The following is a 17923-nucleotide window of genomic DNA, read 5'->3' as shown; positions in this document are numbered from 1 at the left end:
GAGCGAGAGAGGTGCCATGACCGTCGTCCTGATCCTGCCGGCCCTGCTGCCGCTGCTCCCCGCGGCGGCCGCCCTGGCCGCCCCGGTGCGTGTCACGCAGTACCTGACCGTCGGCTCGGGCCTGGCCGCCTTCACCCTCGCCTGCGCCCTCGTACCGCATGCCGGCCGCCGCGACCTGCACACCGGCATCCTGCGGGCCGACGCGCTGTCCGCGGTGTTCGTCCTGGCGACCGCGTTCGTCTACGCCGCCTGCGCCGCCCACAGCATCGGCTACCTCCGCCACGACGAGCGGGCCCGCGACTTCCCCCGCTACGCGCGCCGCTTCTACCTCGGCTTCAACCTGTTCGCCTGGTCCATGCTGTGCGCGCCGCTCGTGGACGGCCTGGCCCTGCTGTGGGTCGCGGTGGAGGTCACCACCGTCGTCTCCGCCCTGCTCGTCGCCGTGGACAACACCGAGGGCGCCACCGAGGCGGCCTGGAAGTACGTCCTGCTGGCCTCCGCCGGCCTGGGCGTGGCCCTGCTGGCCACCATCTTCATGTACTACGCCGGCTCGCAGGCCCTCGGCCAGACCTACGACCTGGCCTTCGACCCGCTGATGAAGGCGGCGGCGCACCTGCCGCCCACGGCGGTACGGCTGTCCTTCGTGCTGGCCGTGCTCGGCTTCGGCACCAAGGCCGGCCTGGTCCCGGTGCACACCTGGCTGCCCGACGCCCACGCGGAGGCCCCCACCCCCGTCTCCGCCATGCTGTCCGGTTCCCTGCTCGCCGTCAGCTTCTACGCCGTCCTGCGCTACTACCAGATCGCCGCCACCACGCTCGGCCCGACGTTCCCGCGCACCGTGCTGCTGGTGTTCGGCATCGCCTCCCTGCTGCTGGCCGCCCTGTACCTGCTCGACCAGCACGACATCAAACGGCTGCTCGCCTACTCCAGCGTCGAGCACATGGGCATCCTCGCGATCGGCGTCGGCTTCGGCGCGCCGATCGCGCTCGCCGGAGTCCTGCTGCACGTCCTCGCGCACGCCGCCGCCAAGGGCAACGCCTTCATGGGCGCGGGCGCGCTGGTGCGGGCCTACCGCACCAAGGAGATCCACCGGCTGCGCGGCGCCGCGCAGGTGCTGCCCTGGTCGGGTCCGATGTTCCTGGCCGCGATCCTCGCCCTGTCCGCGCTGCCGCCGTTCGGGATCTTCCGCAGCGAGTTCCAGATCGTCGCCGGGGGACTGGACTCGGGACAGTACGGCCCGGCCGCCGTCCTCGTCGTCCTGGTGACCCTGGCCTTCCTCGGGCTCGCGCTCGCGGCCACCCGCGTCGTCCTCACCCCGGCGCCCGCGAGCGGGGCGGGACTGCGCGAGCCGGGCGAACCCAGCGTGTGGATGGTGGTGCCGGTGGTCGCGGGCCTGCTCGCCCTGCTCGTCCTCGGACTCCATCCGCCCACCGACCTGGCCCACCTGCTCATGCGAGGGGCCACCGAACTCGGAGACCGGTCATGACAGCGGCCCAGCCGGCCACGGCACCCCGCCTCCTGAGCCCCACCGCCTGGCGGCGCGCCCTGCGCCGGCACACGTCCGGCGACGAGCCCCACCAGGCCAGGTTCGCGGGCCTGTTCGGCACCGGGGGACGTGGGGGAGAGGTGCGTCTGCTCGCCGTCCTCTTCCGCCCGGACGGCCACGATCCCCTCGTCCTGGAGACCGCCCTGCCCCAGGACGGGCTGTCGTACCCGTCGCTGAGCCCGGAGCTGCCGGCCGCGTTCTGGTACGAACGGGTGCTGCACGACCTGTTCGGTGTCGTCCCCGAAGGCCATCCCCGGCTCGACCCGCTGATGCTGCCCCTTCAGGACCCCGGCCGGATCCCGCTGCCCGGCACCGCCCGCCGGCCCGAGCCGCTCGTGCCGGACGAGGCCGCCATCCCGCGCGCGGTCACCGGGCCCGGCGTGTTCACCATCCCGCACGGCCCGGTCCGCTCCGGTGTCGTGGAGTCCGTCGAATACCTGGTGGAGACCGCGGGCGAGGACATCCCCCGCGTCCAGATCCGCGTCTTCCACAAACACCGCGGCGTCTCCAAGCGGTTCGAGCACCTCACACCCGAGGACGGCGTCCTGGCCGCCGAACGGGTCGAGGGCATCGCCTCCGTCGCGCACGCCCTCGCCTTCGGCCACGCCGTCGAGCAGTGCGCGGAGCTGGCCGTCCCGTGGGCGGCGGGTCTGGTCCGGGTCCTGTACGCCGAACTGGAACGCGTCGCCAACCACCTCGACGTCATGGTCAAGCTCACCGACGCCGCCGGGCTCGCCGTGGCCACCGCCCGCTTCGCCCTGCACAAGGAACGCCTGCTGAGACTGACCGGACGGCTGTGCGGCAGCCGCTACGGCCGCGGCGTCGTGGTCCCCGGCGGGGTGCGGGGCCTGCCACGTCTCGCACCGGCCGCGCTGGACGGCGAACTCGCCGCCCTGCGTACCGCGATCGCCTCCGACTGGCGCGCCGCCATGAACAGCCCCTCGTTCCTCGACCGGCTGCGCGGCACCGGTCCGCTCGCCCCCGGCATCGCCCGGGCGCACGGCGCCCTCGGCCCCCTCGGCAGGGCCTCCGGCGCCGGCGCCGACGTCCGCTACGAACGCCCCTACGACGCCTACCCGTCGCTGGGTCTCGGCGCGCCGCCCGAAGAGGCCGAAGGCGACGTGATGGCCCGCACCCTGGTACGCGAGGGCGAAGTCACCCAGTCCTTCCACCTGTTGCGCCAGACCGTCGCGGAACTCCGGGCCCTGGACGGCGACGCGCCCCTGCGCACACCGGTGCCGGACGACCTCACCGGCCACGGGGTGGGCAGCGCCGAGGCGCCGCAGGGCGAGACCCTGTACCTGCTGCGGATGGAGCGGGGGCGGGTCGCCCGGTGTGTGCCGCGCTCCGCCTCCTTCCACAACCTCGTGCTGTTCCACGAGGTGTTCGCCGGTGACATCCTCACCGACTTCCCCTTCATCGAGGCGAGCTTCGGACTGTCGATCGCGGGGGTGTCCCTGTGATGCCCTGGTTCACCCGCGGCCTGCGCGAAGGAATCCTCACCACCCGCTACCCCGACAAGCCCGACCCGTACGCCCGGGACTTCCCGGCCGCCGTGACGGTACGCCCCACCGCACCCCGCGTCACCCCCGACGAGGTCACCGCGCTGTGCCCCACCGGCGCCCTCACCGCCGCCGACGGCACGGCCCGCCTCGACCGCGGGCGCTGCATCCTGTGCCGGCGCTGCACCCGCGCCCGCCCCGACGTGTTCGCCGAGGCGTCCGGCACCGAGACGGCCGCCGTCACCCGCGGCGCGCTCGTGGTCCCGCGGGCACCGCAGGACGAGCCGCCCCTCGACGAGGTCCGCGCCCAACTGGCCGCCCGCACCGCCCGCTTCCGCCGCTCCCTGCACATCCGGCACGTGGACGCCGGATCCGACGGCAGCGAGGAATGGGAGATCAACGCGCTGACCAATCCGGTGTACGACATCCATCGTCTGGGCCTGTTCATGACGGCCAGCCCCCGCCACGCCGACGTGCTGATCGTGACCGGAGCCGGCGCACGCGGCATGGCCGCACCCCTGCGCCGCACCTACGAGGCGACCGCGCGCCCCGTCGTCGTCATCGCCGCCGGCACCGACGCGTGCGGCGGCGGCATGTGGGCCGACACCTACGCGACGCACGCGGGCATCGGCGGTCTTCTCGACGTGGACATCTGGGTGCCGGGCTCACCGCCCAGCCCGTTCTCGCTGCTCCAGGCGCTGCTGCTGGCCACCGGACGGCTCACCGCGCGAGCCCCCGAACCCCCGGCGGCTGCCGGGGCCGACGGTACGGAGGTCCCACGGTGACCGCCCTGATCCTGGCCGGCCTGCTGCTGTTCGGCGCCGCCGCGCTGCTCGACGTCTGCGTACCGCTGTCCGTGCTGCCGGCCCGCCTGCGTCCCGCGCCCTACCTGCTGTGCGCGGCGGGCAGCGGCTGCCTGGCCGCCGTCAGCGCCACCGCCCTGCGCGAGCCGTCCCCCGTACCGCAGGTGAGTTTCGGCGACTGGCTCGGTTTCGGCACCGCCCACCTGCGCGTCGACCAGCTGTCCGGCCTGTTCTGGCTGCTGACCTTCGCCGTCGCCGTGGCCGCCTGTCTGACCGCGGCGGGCTGGGCACCGGGACGCGTCACGAGCCGCGGCCCCGGCGCCTCCTGCGCCCTGGTGCTCGCCTCGGTCGCGGTGGTGGAGAGCGCGGACAACGCCTTCCTGTTCCTGCTGGCCTGGGAAGGCATCACCATCGGCTTCTATCTGCTGACGGCCGTCGAGCGGCGCCGCGTCGGACCGGCCGTGGCCACCTTCGGCTTCGGCAAGGTCTCCGGCGCGGCCCTCCTGCTCGGCCTCCTCCTGCCCGCGGCCCACACCGGCGGCTTCGCCCTCGCCGGCTTCGCGCAGCTGCCCGCCGGCACCGCGCGCTCGGCGGCCTGGGCCCTGCTCGTCCTCGCCTTCGCCATCAAGATCGGCCTGGCCCCCGTACAGGTCTGGCTGCCCCGCGGCTACGCCGCCGCACCCGCCGGACTGCGGCCCGTCATGGCCGGTGTCGCCGTCAACGCCGGCTTCTACGGCCTCTGGCGCACCCTGGACGTCCTGGGGCCACCGCCCGCCTGGCTCGCGGTCACCCTGCTCCTGCTGGCCGCCTTCACCGCGTTCCTCGGCATCGCCCACGCCGCCGTACAGAACCGCCTGGAACGGGTCATCGCCTACTCCAGCGTCGAGAACGCCGGACTGATCTGTACCGGCTACGCCGTCGCGCTGATCGGCACCCTCACGCACAGCGACGCCCTCACCGCCGTAGGACTCGTCGCCGGCACCCTCCAGACCGTCACCCACGCGATCGCCAAGACCCTGCTCTTCGCCGGGTCCGCGGCCCTCGAAGCCGACGCCGGCACCGGTGACCTCGAACGGCTGCGCGGCACCGCACGCCGGCTGCCCTGGGCCGCCACCGCGGTGGCCGTCGGCGCCGTCACCCTCGCCGGGCTGCCGCCGACCGCGGGCTTCGTCTCCGAGTGGTTCCTGCTGGAGAGCCTGATGCAGCAGTTCCGGCTCACCGCCTTCCCCTACGGCCTCGCCCTCGCCGCGGCCGGCGCCCTCATCGCGCTCACCGCCGGTTTCGCCTCCGTCACCTTCGTCCGGATCGTCGGCATGGTCGTCCTCGGGCCCCGGAGAGAGGACACGCCACACCGTGCCGGGCGCCGGGCCGACCTGGGCACGGCCGGACGCGTGGGCGTGGCCGTCCTCGCCCTGGGCGGTCTGGCCACGGCCGCCCTGACCCCGCTTCAGCTCCGGGTGATCGGCACCGGCCTGACCCCTCTGGTGCCCCGGCACGTCAGCGCCGGCGCGCTGGCCTCGCCCTGGGTCGTCCAACCTGTCTTCGCGGAGTTCTCCAGCCTCTCTCCCGGCTGGCTCTGGGTCGTGATGCCCACGCTGCTCGCGGCCGTCTGCGCCCTGCTGGTCGCGGCCTCACGGGGCCGGGCCCTGCACGTGCGGCGCGTCCCGGCCTGGCGCTCGGCGAGCGGCGGCGTGCACGGCGACGACCAGTACACGCCCTTCGGCTACGCCAACCCCACCCGCCGGGTCCTGGGCGCCGTCCTGCGCACCCGGACCCGGGCCACCCCGGTCTCAAGCGGCGAGACCGGCACCGCCACCGGCCCTCCACCCGGGCCGGCCCGGGACCGGCCGGTGCCGACGGCCGCGACCGGCGGCACCCTCGACTACGCCTCCGACGTGGTCGAAGTCGTCGAGGCCTACTTGTACCGGCCGCTCTTCGGCCCCCTGCGCGCCGCCGTCTCCCTGGCCAAACGGCTCCAGTCCGGCCGTCTCGACGCCTACCTCACCTACATGCTGATCGTGCTGGTCGCCGTCCTGGCCCTGGTGGCCGCCCTGTCGTGAACCGCCGACGGCGGACCGGACCCCCGAGGAGAAGCTGCCATGACCGCATCCCCGTTCCACCGGATCCTCGTCGGCTGGGACGCCTCACCGGGCGCCCGTGTGGCCCTCGCGACCGCGTCCGCCATGGCCCAGGACGGCGGCACCGTCATCGTCCGCGCCGTCCTCGTCCCCTCCGAACACGCCGAGACGGGCGGCGAGCAGAGCCGGGACCTCAGCGCCCAACGGAGCTGGTCCCAGGACCGGTTCGACCAGGCCCGGCAGACGCTGCCCGCCTCCGGCTCCCGTGTCCGCCTCGAATGGGGCGAGAGCCAGGACATCGCGTCCGACCTCACCGCGAGCGCCGCGGAACACGGCTGCGACCTCATCGTCCTCGGCCGGCACGGCGAGGACAGCCACCTCCGGTCAGGGCCCCTGGGCCCCGTGGCACGGCAGGTGGCCGACCAGGCCACCGTCCCCGTACTCGTCGTCCCCACCGCCTCCTCGGGCCGCGACCGCGCCTGAGACACCCACCACACCACAGCACCCCTGAACGGAGCCTCACCCATGAGCACCCGCACCCGGCCCGGACTCAAGGTCACCGTCTTCGTCGGCGAGAGCGACACCGCGCACCACCGGCCCCTGGCCGCCGAGATCGTGCACCTCGCCCACCAGGCGGGCATCGCCGGGGCGAGCGTCTTCCGCGGTGTCGAGGGCTACGGCGCCCACTCCCGCATCCACACCCAGCGCCTGCTGTCCCTGAGCGAGGACCTGCCGGTGGCGGTCGTCTTCGCCGACTCGGAGGAACACGTACGGGCCTTCCTGCCCCGGCTGGAGGAGGTCATCACCGAGGGGGCGGCCATCATCGAGACCTGCGAACTCGTCCGCTACGTGGCCGACGACCAGCCCGGCACCTGACGGTGCCGAGCGGCCACGGCGTCGTCGTCCGGCGCGATGGCGGGGTCGGGCAGCACCAGGCGGAAGGCGCAGCCCTCGCCGGGGCGGTTGTCCAGTTCGAGACGTCCGCCGTGGGCGGCGGCGATCGCGGCGGCGATGGCGAGCCCGAGACCCGAGCCCGGTTCGGCGGGCGGGTCGAGCGGTGTCGCCCGGTAGAAGCGGTCGAAGACGTGCGGGGCCTCGTCGGGCTGGATGCCGGGGCCGTCGTCGGCGACCTCGATGACACAGACGGGCGTACCCGAGGGCAGCGGCGGACCGCTGCCGAGCCGCCGGCCCGCCGTGGCACGGGTGGCGCCGACGCGGACGCGGACCCGGGTGCCGGCGGGCGTATGGGCGCAGGCGTTGGCGAGCAGGTTGCCCAGCACCTGGGCGAGCTGGTGGGGATCGCCCGGGGCCTCGATGACGTCCAGGTCACGTTCGGGCCCGGAGGGATGGGCGGCGAGGGGTTCGAGAGTGATGGCGTGCCGGGGGTGACGTATCGCCGTCGTGGCGATGGCGTCGGCCGCCAGCGAGAGGAGATCGACGGGTTCCCGGTGCGCGACGCGGGTGTCGCCGTCGCCTTCGCCCAGCTTCGCGAGGAGGAACAGGTCGTCCACCAGGCGGCTCATCCGGTCGGCGTTGTGGGCGATCAGGGCATGCGCCTCCCGGCGCCGCCGCCCCGGCATCCCCGGTTCCTCGATGAGGAGTTCCGCGAAGCCCTGGACGGCGGTGAGCGGAGTGCGCAGTTCGTGCCCGGCGTCCGCGAGGAACCGGCGCAGCCGCTGCTCCGAGGTCTCGGTACGGTGCAGGGCGGTACGGAGGCGGTCCAGCATGGTGTTCAGGGCCAGCCCGAGGCGGCCGACCTCGGTGTCCGGGTCCTCCACGGGGACGTTGAGCTCCAGGGCGCCTTCCGTGATGTGCTGGGCCGTGCGCTCGACGCGGGTGAGCGGGCGCAGGCCCAGCCGGACGGCCCCGTTGCCCAGGACGACGACCCCGACGGCGACGGCGGCACCCAGGCCGAGGCTCACCCAGAGCAGCTTGGTGGTGGCGCCGTCCACGGTGTCCAGGGGCAGGGCGACGACGGTGCGCATGCGGTCGGGGCCGGAGTAGGAGACCGCCCGCCAGCCGGACCCGCCGGCGCCCCCCTCGGCCGCAACGGTGCTCGGCGTGCCCGTCACCTTCAGATCGGCGGCCCGCTCGGGCAGCCGGGGCCCGGCACCCGTACCGCCGCCCAGGGAGGTGCGCAGCCGGCGCCCGCTCCCGTCGTAGAAGAAGACGCGGTAGTCCGAGGGCAGCGCGCTGTCGGACGTCGGCAGCCCCGCCGTGCCGCCGTCGGCGAGGTCCTGGTAGACGCGGTCCGGCGGCCGGAAGTGGGAGAGCCGGTCGTCCACCTGGTCGGTGAGCCAGCCGCGCAGCACGGCCAGGCCCGCCAGCTGGCACAGCAGGACGGCGCTGGTGGCGAGGAGCCCGGCGATCAGGACCAGCCGTCCGCGCAGGGAGTGCGGGCGGGGCAGGCGCGGCCGCCTCACCGGGTCACCGGGTCCGTCTCCTCGCGCGGCAGCCGCAGGCAGTAGCCGACGCCGCGCACCGTGTGGATCAGCGACGGCGCGTCGCGGTCGATCTTCCGGCGCAGGTTCTTGACGTAGGTGTCCACGATCCGGGTGTCACCGGAGAAGTCGTACCGCCAGACCTGCTGGAGGATCTCCGGCTTCTCCAGCACCCGCTCGGGCTGCGCCAGCAGGCAGGCCAGGAGCCGGAACTCGGTGGGCGACAGCTTGACGGGGCGGCCCGCCCGCTGGACCTCGCGGGTGCTCTCGTCGAGGGTGACGTCGGCGTACCGCAAGGGCGGGCGGAAGCCGCCGGGGGCGGTGCCGGACGCGGCGCTGCGGCGCAGGATGGCGCGGACGCGCAGCAGCACCTCCTGGACGTGGAACGGCTTGGTGACGTAGTCGTCGCCGCCGGAACTCAGGCCGATGATGCGGTCCTCGACACCGGTCCGCGCGGTGAGGAACAGCACCGGTGTGTAGACGCCCTGGGCGCGCAGGTCGCGGGTGAGCCGGAAGCCGTCGGTGTCGGGAAGCATGACGTCGAGGACGATCAGGTCGGGCTTGCGGCTGCCGGCCTCGAACATGGCCTCCTGCCCACTGGAGGCGCTCGCCACCGCGTAACCGGCTGCGCTGAGCGCCGAGGTGAGCAGGGCGCGGATGCTGGCGTCGTCCTCCACGACCAGGACGGTGTGCCCGGCGCCGGGCGTACGCATGGGGGTTTGCGGGTCGTTCACGTTCTGGCACCTCGGAGTACGGGCAGGTGGAGCCGCAGCGGGACGGATCCTGGTCGTGCGGCGCGATGAGAGGCGGTGACCCTGTACACAAAAGCCGTGTACAGGGTCGCCATGGCTGCGTCCCGACATTCCGTCGGAACTGTCAGCCGGTCACCTCCTTGTCCTCGGCCAGGGCCTTGGCACGCTCCGTGACGGTCTTCTGGAGCTTGGTCACGGCTGTGTCCAGTTCCCTGGAGCCGGCACCGGCGGAGCGCGCCTGCGCCGCGACGTCCTTGAGCTTCTCGGACGCCGTGCCCGAGCCGTAGAACTTCTGGTACAGCTCGCGGTACGCCTTCTTGTAGACACCGTCGAAGGCGTCGGAGTCGAGGAACCTGGTCTTCAGGGGGTGCTGCATGAAGCCGCCCTGGCCGCCCTTCGCGGTCCCGCCGCCCTGACCACCGCCGGCCGCCCCGCCGGGCATTCCTTCCGGCATCCCCGAGGGCATGCCCTCAGGCATTCCCTCCGGTGCTCCGCTCGGCAGCGCGCCGGGCTTCCCCTGGGAAGCGCCCGACGCCGCGGCACCACCACCGGGCACGCCACCGCCCATGCTGATCGAGTCCTCGGGACCGGCGGTCGCGTCCCCGCTGAAGGTGAGGTTGTAGTCCCAGCCCAGGACGGAGAACTTCTTGGTGCCCAGGTCGTACCAGAGCAGGTAGTTCTTGCCCGGGCCCGCCATGTCGTCGAAGTTCAGCAGCAGGTTCTGCGCGGCGAGATAGGCGGCGAGCGAGTCGACGTCGACGTATTTGTCGAGGTCGCGCGCGAACTCCTCGTCCGAGGCGCTGTTGACCCACTTGATGAGCTTCATGACCGGTTCGAGGTCCTGGCTGCCCTTCTTGTTGAGCTGCTTGAAGGAACTCTCGTACTCGGTGGGGTCGTTGCCGTGGTACTCGAAGCCGCCGCTCGCCTTGGCCTTGTAGAGCACGCCGTTGCCGTCGGCCACGTCGTCGGCGTAGTCGGTGTCCGGAGCCTCGACCATGAGGCGGGTGGCGGCGGGCCGGTTGTTGATCTTCACCTCGGTGAAGGCGTACCGCTCGGCCTTCTGCCCGCTGTCCTTGGTCAGCGCCAGCGACAGCGCCTCGTTGACGGGGACCTGGCCGTTGCTGCCGGGGCGCAGCGAGATCTCCCGCTCGCCCTGGTAGGCGCGGCCCTCGACATACTCGTCGACCTTGACCAGCCAGGGCAGTTCCTCGGGCTTCCGCGCGGACAGGTCGTACTGCACCATGCCGCCCATGCCTCCCATCCCGCCCTGGCGGTCCCCGCCTCCGCCACCGGCCGGAGCACCCTGCGCGCCCCCGGGCCGCCCCCGGCCACCGCCGGGCATGCCCTTGTTGCCGCGCAGGGACGACAGGGTGGAGTTTCCCTTGAGCCGGATGCCGACGTCGTTGAGGTAGACGCCGTCGATGGTGAGGTCTGCCTCGATGTAGTCCTTGGTGCCGTCCTCCTTGAACTCCTTCATCATCTTGTCGAAGTCGGTCTGCTGGTAGGTGAGCTGGACCGAGTGCGACACCGAGGTGTCGTACAGGCCCACCGAGCCCTGGACGTCGTCGGTGATGGCGTCCGCCTCGACGCGTGAGGACGACGTGACGTACGGGGAGATCCGCGCGTCGCCGAGGAAGTAGACCATCGCGGCGAGCCCGACACCCAGCGAGGCGGCCGGCTTCCAGTGATGGCGCAGGCGGACGGGCACCCGGTCCCGCAGTCGCCGTTCGCGCCGCACGCTGGCCTCGCCGCTCATCACAGGTCCGTCGTGTCGTAACCGGTCAGCACTGTCACCCGCTGGCCGGAGGTGCGTTCCTGCAGGGCACTGACCAGATCGCCGGGCTCGGCGCCCTTCTTCAGCCGGACGGTGTAGAAGATCTCGCTGAGCGCGCCGCCGCGTATGGTCTCGGTGCTGACCAGCTCGAACTCGGTGGTGTACTTGATCAGCACGTCACGGATCTGCGGCGTGTAGTCGTCGCCGGCCGGCACCTGGACCTTGACCACCTGGCGCTGCACGTTCAGCGCGAACCAGTTGAACTTGTGCATGACCAGGATGACGGCGCAGATGACGACGGCGCCCACCGCGGCCAGCGTGTAGAACCGGGCGCCGCAGGCCATGCCGATCGACATGGCGAGGAAGATGAAGCCGACGTCCCTGGTCTCCTTGACCGCGTTGCGGAAGCGGACCACGGACAGGGCCCCGACCAGCGAGAACGCGCGCGCCAGGTTCGAGCCGACGACCAGCATGATCAGCGCGACGATCATGCCGACGATGACCAGCGTCTGGACGTAGGACTGGCTGTAGGAGACGTTGCGGTGCGTGTACCGGTAGACGTACCCGATCAGCGTGGACAGGATGAACGAGAGCGCCATCGCCGCCACGACATCGGCCACGCTGAACGTGCCGCTGAGTTCCTGTAGATCGAAGTTCACTGTGCTCCTACCTTCAACGACGCGTCCTGCGCCGACCGCTGCTGCGGCATCTGTTCTCTTGTGGGGGTGAGAGGCGGGTGGTCCGCCTCGTTGATGTGGAAGACCGAGCGGGGTGCCAGACCGAACGCCTCGATGGACTGCACGTACTTGGAGACCCGGATGAGGTTGAGGTTGCGGCGCGCGGCCAGATCGGTGATCCAGTGCGGGGTGCGCTCGTTGACCTTGATCTCCATCACCGACAGGTGCGGCGGGATCGTGAACCGGTTCTCCGTCGTCGCGGTGCCGAAGTGGAAGTCCCGGTCCCGGCCGCGGATACGGCGGTCGAAGGTGACCCGCAGCCCGGTGTCGGCGTCCCGGCCCACCAGCGCCTCACGCTGGTAGCCGGTGATGGCGGTCGGCTGGAGGTTGAGCCGTACGACGAGTTCGAGGACCTCCTGGACGAAGGCGCTCTCCTTCGGCGAGTGGTCCACCATCTCCCGGCCGTCGCACAACTGGCGTGCCACGCCGTAGGGGAGGGTGATGCGGCGCTTCTGCGTGACCCGGTTGACGCGCTGCTTGATCTCCACGCAGACCGGGGACTCGTCGGTGACTCCGTCGAGATCGCCGTAGTGCCGGATGCGCAGCTTGCGGCGGAACTTCAGACCCTCGATCTTCTCCCAGTAGAACCGGAGTTGAGGAGTGTCGTAGTACAGGCTCCACACGCCGTAGCCACCGACCGGGCTGTGCAGGTCCTGGTCCATCCGCTCGGCCAGCTCGTCGCGGATCTCGGCCGCTTGCTCGACCGGGACCAGGTACTTCAGCTCGAACCGGTTGAACGCGTGCAGCCGGCTGGCCACATGCAGCGGTTCCTCGCCCGCCGCGGCTGCCTTCGACAGGAACACCATGCGCCTCCTTGTACGTACGTTGCGGACCGACGGCCCCGCTTACGCAACCAACGGCACATGAGGAGCCCATGAGAAACGTGGGTTGATTTCAGGAGTCTTCGAGAAGGCTGAAAAGTGAACGACGGGTGGACGGCTGCGGCCGGACAGGATCCCCGGGCATGGGACGGCCCCAGCGCCCCGCATACCGGGTGCGCTGGGGCCGTACCAGGTCAGCCGGTGTCTCAGCCGACGTCCGACGGGTCCAGCCGGTAGACGGCCGACTGGTTCTGCCGGGCGGAGGAGCCCGAGGAGGCGGACGAGCCGGACGACGTCTTCTTGCCGTAGGCGCTCTCCTTCACCTCGGTGCCGTGCTTCTGCACCCACTGGGTGACCTGCCGGCTCAGGCTGTCGTCGCCGCCCATCGCGCCCATGCCGCCGCCGACCTGGACGTAGTGCAGCTCGCCGCGCTTCACCAGGTCCTTGAGCTTGTCCAGCGTCATGGCCTTGTCGGTGCCCATGAAGCCGAACATCGAGATGACGGGCTTGCCCGAGCTGAGGATCAGCTGGCCGGCCGACTGCGAGTTGGAGACGGCGATCAGCCACTTGGCGCCGTCCTGGTGCTTCTCCAGGTACGAGACCAGCGCACTGTCCACCGCACCGCCCGGGCCGCCGGCGAAGCCGCCGCCACCACGGCCGCCGAAGCCGCCGCCCGTGCCCTTCTCACCGTTCGGCAGCTGACCGCCGCCGGGCATCTCGCCCCCGTTCGGCATCTGGCCCCCGTTCGGCATCTGGCCCCCGTTCGGCATCTGACCGCCGTTGGGCATCTCGTCGTTGCCGGGCATCTGGCCCCCGCCGGGCATCTCACCGCTGCCGCCCGTGGGCGCGCCGCTGGGCAGCTTCCCGCCGGGGGCACCGCTCATCCCGCCCTTGCCCCCGAATCCGAAGCCGCCGGTGGACGGGCCGGCCGTCGGGTTGACGCCGCCCATGGCGCTGTTGTCCGAGGAACTGAGCGCGGGGGAGACCGCGTAGGCCGTGGGACCGGCCAGGCCCGCCACGATCGCCGCCGCCGTGGAGGCGACCAGCAGCCACGGCCGGCGGGTGGAGCGGAAGACGTACAGGCCGACGATCGCCAGGACCGCGGCCACCCCGACGACCGGCCACAGCCAGGTGTTCCAGCCGCTCGCCCGGCGCAGCAGCACGACGGCCCAGAGACCGGTCACCGCGATGCCGGCGGGCAGCACCCACGACCAGCGGACGGTTCCGCCACGGAAGACACGCCACAGCGCGACGCAGCCGGCGCCGGTCAGCGCGGCGAGGCCCGGCGCCAGGGCGGTCGTGTAGTACGGGTGCATCGTGCCCTTGGCCGTGGCGAAGGTGACGTAGTGCAGGACCGACCAGCCGCCCCACAGGATCAGTCCCGCGCGCGTGATGTCGGTGCGCGGAGCCCGCCCGCACAGGATCAGCGCGACGACGAGGGAGAGCGCCGCGAAGGGGATGAGCCAGGAGATCTGGCCGCCGAGGACGTCGTTGAACAGCCGGCCGAGACCCGGGGTGCCCGCGAAGCCGCCGCCTCCGCCGGGACCCCCGCCGCCGCGCGTGCCGCCGCCTCCGCCGTTGCCGTCGCCGCCGAAGATCCGGCCGAGGCCGTTGTACCCGGTGATCAGGTCCCAGGCGCTGCCGTCGGTGGAGCCGCCGATGTACGGCCGCTCGTCGGCGGGCACCAGGGACACCGCGGTGGTCCACCAGAAGCTGGAGACGGCCAGCGCGACGGCGGCCAGCGCCAGGTGGACGGCCTTCTTCTTCCAGCCGAGCCGCGACGCGACCAGGTAGACGGCGAACACGGCGGGCAGGGCGATCCAGCCCTGGAGCATCTTGGTGTTGAAGGCGAGGCCGAAGCAGACCGCCGAGCCGAGCAGCGGCAGCAGCTTCCCGTCGCGGGTCGCGCGCAGTCCGAGGGCCGCGCCGGCGACCATCAGCAGGACCAGGAGCGTGTCCGGGTTGTTGTCCCGGTTGATGGCGACCGTGATCGGGGTGAGGGCCAGGACGAGCGCGGCGAGCGTCGCCGCGACGTACCCGAAGGTGCGCTTCACCGAGGCGTGCAGGATCCAGATCGAGCCGAGCGCGGCGAGGATCTGCGGCAGCATCATCTGCCAGGTGCCGAAACCGAGGACCCGGCAGAACAATCCCATGACCATCAGGGCGAACGGCGGCTTGTCGACGGTGATGAAGTTGCCCGCGTCCAGCGAGCCGAAGAACCAGGCCTTCCAGCTCTTCGTGCCGCTGTAGACGGCGGCGCTGTAGAAGCTGTTCAGGCCGGAGCCGGAGAGGTTCCAGGCGTACAGCGCCGTCGCCAGGACGAGGATCGCGAGCAGGGCGGGCAGTGCCCAGCGCGGGGCCTTGTCCCGGGCCGCGCCGGGTGGGGCCGGCGGTGCCGAGTCGGAGGTCACGGGTGAGGTGGAACGGATGGCAGATGTCACTTCCGCATCGTGCGACGCGAAGGTGAGCGGACGCTGTGCCGAGCCTGGGTGCCCCCTGTGAAACCGCTCAGGGGGCGGCGGGCGCGTACGGCGTGGGATAACCGTACCCCGGTGCGGAGAGGCCGACCGTGGGCGTCTCCTGCCCGGGCACCGGGTACGCCTCACCGGTCGTCGCCGCCGGGGCCGCGAAGCCCGCCCGGTCCGGTGCCGTGTCGGCCTGGGCGCGGTACAGCCGGTGATACAGGCCGCCCCGCGCGAGGAGTTCGTCGTGCCGGCCGGTCTCCACGATCCGGCCCTGGCCGACGACGAGGATGCGGTCGGCGGCGGGAGCGAGGCCGAGGTCATGCGTGATCATGATGGTGGTCCGGCCGCCCATCAGCTGGCGCAGGGGCTGGACCACGCGCTGGGCGGCCGACGCGTCCAGGCCCGTGGTCGGCTCGTCCAGGACGAGGACGGGGGAGTCGCGCAGGATGGCCCGCGCGATGGCCAGGCGCTGGAGCTGACCGCCGGACAGGCGCGCGGAACTCGGGTCGATCCTCGTGTCGTAGCCGTCGGGGAGCCGGCCGATGAAGTCGTGGGCGTCCGCTGCCCGGGCCGCCGCCTCGATGGCCCGGTCACTGGCGCCGGGGCGGCCGCAGGCGATGTTGGCGCGGACGGTGTCGTGCAGGACGAGGGTCTCCTGCGGGAGCAGGGTGACGTACTCGCGCAGCCGGGCCAGCGGGAAGTCGCGCAGGGGCGCACCGTCCAGCAGGATGTCGCCGGCGTCGGGGTCGTAGAAGCGCAGGAGGAGCTTGGCGACCGTCGACTTGCCGGCGCCGCTCGGGCCGGTGACGATCACCAGCTCGCCGGGGCGGGCCGAGAAGGAGAGGCCGTCGAGGGCGGGCCGGTCGGCCCCCGGATAGCGGAAGCCGACGTCACGGACCTCGACGAGGCCGTCCGGACGGCCCGTCCCGGTGTCCTGCGGCGGATCGGTGACGGAGGGCCGGGCGTCCAGGACCTCGATGAGCCGTTCGGCCCCCGCCGTGGCGGCCGTGACGGTGAGCCCGAGCTGGGCGAGGCCGCGCACCGGGGGATAGAGGTAACCGAGGAAGGCGGAGAAGGCCAGCAGCTGGCCGAGGGTCATCCGGCCGGTGGAGATCTCCCAGGCGCCGATACCGATCACCGCGAGCACGCACACCGTCTCGATGACCTGGACCAGTTGTTCGTAGGCCTCGTTCAGGCGGACGGAGCGGACGGAGGCGCGGAACCAGGCGGTGGCCTCCCGGTGCAGCCGGCGGCGTTCGGCGTCCCGGCGGTCGTAGGCCTGGGTGAGCACGATGTTGTCGAGGGACTCCGCCACGACGGAGGTGATCGCGCCGTCGGCGACCCGGCCGGCGCGGGAGACGTCCTTGATGGAACCGGAGAACCGGCGTGCCGCCAGCCAGAACAGGGGCGCGAGGACGAAGGTGGCGGCGGCCAGGTCCCAGCGCAGCCAGCAGGCGGCGGCCGCGTAGAAGAGGGCGGAGAAGGCCGCCGACGCGGCGCCGACCAGCCCGGACACGACCATCGTCTCGATCGCTTCGACGTCGCTGGTCAGCCGGGAGAGCAGGTCGCCCTGGCGGTGCCGCTGGAAGAAGTGCGGCGGCAGTTTCTGCACGTGGTCGAAGACGTGCTCGCGCAGCCGCAGCACGAACCGCTCGGTGACCCAGGCCGCCAGCGAGTTCCCCAGGTAGGCGACGATCGCACCCGCGACCGCGACCCCGAGCCAGGTGCCGGCCGGGCTCCAGAACGCGGCCAGGGAGCCCTTCTGGAGGGCGTGGTCGGTGAGGTCGCCGAACAGCAGGATGGCCTTCGTCTCGGCGAGTGCGGCGAGCACCGTGCACACCCAGACGACGAGCAGCGGCTTTCGCAGGCCCTTGGTGAGCGGCCAGAAACGACGGAAGGCCGTTCGGGCGGCAATGGTGGGGGTCTCGTTCGCGACTTCCGCGCCGTCGTCGGTCATGAATTCTTCGACGGTCACCACAACTACCCTCCGGTCGTCCGTCAGAGGTGGAATTCGATGAGAAGCGGATAAGAAAAGAGGGGGCCGACGGCATGCCGTCGGCCCCCATCAGTTCACCGCCGGGTCAGTGCTTGTCGCCGTGCACCGGCTTGGGAAGCGGCTTCGGGGCGTGCTTCCTCGGCTTCGGCTGGGGCAGCGGCGGAAGGTGCTTCCCGTGGTTCTTCGACGGCAGCGGGGCAATCTTCTTGAAGCTCATTCTCGGCTCCTTGCTTTTCGCATTTTCGGTGGCTTCGAATTCCGCGTCCGGAACCCGACACCTAAGAAGCTACATGCCTGTCGTGCCGTCCGGCGCCAAAAATGGCAAAGGAGCGCTGTGAATATCCTGAGGTACCCTGTGAATTGGTTGATAACGCTGAGATTTTCCTCCGGCGAACGCGGACGCCTCACAGGAACCCGCGATGGATCCTCTGCGCATCATCGTGTGCCGAGCTGGAGAAGTCCTCGTAATCCATGTTCGCGATGGCGAGGTTGCCGACCATCTCCGCCACGGCTGTCGGCGATATCCTGAACCGACAGGTGGACCCGGGCCCGGGGAACTCGTCGTCCCGGTCCTCCATGTCAGGGTCGGTGCTCACTGCCGGCAACGGGTGTTCGCCGCGCATCGAGGGGCCGTCAGCCAGGAAGACGACGTCATGCAGCGTCTCGTGCGGGTCCGCCGGGAGCGCGGCCAGCACCTCGTCGGCATCCGCCCCGGCCCAGCCGGGGTCGTCGACGAGGTGACACGGGGGTTCGGAGACATCCTCACCCCAGGGCTGTCGCAAGCCCACGGCGATCCGCTGCCAGCCGGCATCGTCGGAGTAGTCGGTGCGTATCACGACAGCGTCCCATTCCCCGGCATCACTCAAGTCGATGGCCGGACGCTCCCGCGGGCTCGTCATACCCGTCATGATGCTTCAGCCCGGCCGCCACCACCTCGTCGCCGTCCCGCACCGGCGCGGCCACCGTCACCGGCCCCTGACTCCGTCGTTCCCTTCATCGCAACCACCC

Annotated in this window: 15 protein-coding genes; 6 read left to right on the top strand and 9 right to left on the bottom strand. The window is 72.0% G+C overall.

The window, feature by feature from the left end:
- Positions 1-16: 16 nt before the first annotated feature.
- Genes NX794_RS21055 through NX794_RS21030 form a run of 6 tightly spaced genes read left to right on the top strand, consistent with a single transcriptional unit; the run spans position 17 to position 6805 of the window.
- The gene (locus NX794_RS21055) at positions 17-1486 is read left to right on the top strand and encodes a proton-conducting transporter transmembrane domain-containing protein (RefSeq protein ID WP_258780175.1); all 1470 of its coding nucleotides are present in this window, start codon (positions 17-19) and stop codon (positions 1484-1486) included.
- Positions 1483-3009 carry a hydrogenase large subunit gene (locus NX794_RS21050; protein WP_258780173.1) on the top strand — a complete coding sequence of 509 codons (1527 nt, stop codon included), beginning with the start codon at positions 1483-1485 and terminating at the stop codon, positions 3007-3009. Before NX794_RS21055 ends, NX794_RS21050 begins: the two co-directional genes overlap by 4 nt.
- On the top strand, positions 3009-3833 hold the full coding sequence (locus tag NX794_RS21045; RefSeq protein WP_258780171.1) for an NADH-quinone oxidoreductase subunit B family protein: 825 nt from the start codon (positions 3009-3011) through the stop codon (positions 3831-3833). The genes NX794_RS21050 and NX794_RS21045 overlap by 1 nt, the downstream gene beginning before the upstream one ends.
- Positions 3830-5911: a proton-conducting transporter transmembrane domain-containing protein gene (locus NX794_RS21040; RefSeq protein WP_258780169.1), complete on the top strand. Its 2082-nt coding sequence runs from the start codon at positions 3830-3832 to the stop codon at positions 5909-5911. The genes NX794_RS21045 and NX794_RS21040 overlap by 4 nt, the downstream gene beginning before the upstream one ends.
- Before the next feature lie 39 nt (positions 5912-5950).
- Complete coding sequence (locus NX794_RS21035; RefSeq protein WP_258780168.1) at positions 5951-6412, top strand: universal stress protein; 462 nt, start codon at positions 5951-5953, stop codon at positions 6410-6412.
- 42 nt (positions 6413-6454) lie between these two features.
- Positions 6455-6805 carry a DUF190 domain-containing protein gene (locus NX794_RS21030; RefSeq protein WP_258780167.1) on the top strand — a complete coding sequence of 117 codons (351 nt, stop codon included), beginning with the start codon at positions 6455-6457 and terminating at the stop codon, positions 6803-6805.
- Here NX794_RS21030 and NX794_RS21025 read toward each other — a convergent pair.
- The 9 genes from NX794_RS21025 to NX794_RS20985 form a co-directional block, all read right to left on the bottom strand.
- Complete coding sequence (locus tag NX794_RS21025) at positions 6775-8352, bottom strand: sensor histidine kinase (RefSeq protein ID WP_258780166.1); 1578 nt, start codon at positions 8350-8352, stop codon at positions 6775-6777. The genes NX794_RS21030 and NX794_RS21025 overlap by 31 nt on opposite strands.
- Complete coding sequence (locus NX794_RS21020) at positions 8349-9083, bottom strand: response regulator transcription factor (protein WP_258780258.1); 735 nt, start codon at positions 9081-9083, stop codon at positions 8349-8351. Before NX794_RS21020 ends, NX794_RS21025 begins: the two co-directional genes overlap by 4 nt.
- A 163-nt stretch (positions 9084-9246) precedes the next feature.
- Complete coding sequence (locus NX794_RS21015; RefSeq protein ID WP_258780165.1) at positions 9247-10878, bottom strand: CotH kinase family protein; 1632 nt, start codon at positions 10876-10878, stop codon at positions 9247-9249.
- Positions 10878-11555: a DUF4956 domain-containing protein gene (locus NX794_RS21010; RefSeq protein WP_258780164.1), complete on the bottom strand. Its 678-nt coding sequence runs from the start codon at positions 11553-11555 to the stop codon at positions 10878-10880. The genes NX794_RS21015 and NX794_RS21010 overlap by 1 nt, the downstream gene beginning before the upstream one ends.
- Positions 11552-12439, bottom strand: coding sequence for a polyphosphate polymerase domain-containing protein (locus NX794_RS21005; RefSeq protein WP_258780163.1), 888 nt, complete (start codon positions 12437-12439; stop codon positions 11552-11554). The genes NX794_RS21010 and NX794_RS21005 overlap by 4 nt, the downstream gene beginning before the upstream one ends.
- Positions 12440-12660: 221 nt before the next feature.
- Entirely contained in the window at positions 12661-14895 is a 2235-nt protein-coding gene (locus NX794_RS21000; protein ID WP_258780162.1) for a mannosyltransferase YkcB-related protein, read from the bottom strand.
- 67 nt (positions 14896-14962) lie between these two features.
- Positions 14963-16876 (bottom strand): ABC transporter ATP-binding protein, encoded by a 1914-nt coding sequence (locus NX794_RS20995; RefSeq protein ID WP_258780256.1) that lies wholly within the window; start codon positions 16874-16876, stop codon positions 14963-14965.
- A gap of 124 nt (positions 16877-17000) precedes the next feature.
- Positions 17001-17132 carry a hypothetical protein gene (locus NX794_RS20990; RefSeq protein ID WP_258780161.1) on the bottom strand — a complete coding sequence of 44 codons (132 nt, stop codon included), beginning with the start codon at positions 17130-17132 and terminating at the stop codon, positions 17001-17003.
- A gap of 187 nt (positions 17133-17319) precedes the next feature.
- Positions 17320-17814, bottom strand: a complete 495-nt coding sequence (locus NX794_RS20985) for a DUF6924 domain-containing protein (protein WP_258780160.1) — start codon at positions 17812-17814, stop codon at positions 17320-17322.
- Positions 17815-17923 lie beyond the last annotated feature (109 nt).

It is taken from the genome of Streptomyces pyxinicus (genome assembly GCF_024753135.1).
GTDB classification, from domain to species: Bacteria; Actinomycetota; Actinomycetes; order Streptomycetales; family Streptomycetaceae; genus Streptomyces; species Streptomyces pyxinicus.
This window is presented reverse-complemented; position numbering and strand designations above follow the sequence as displayed.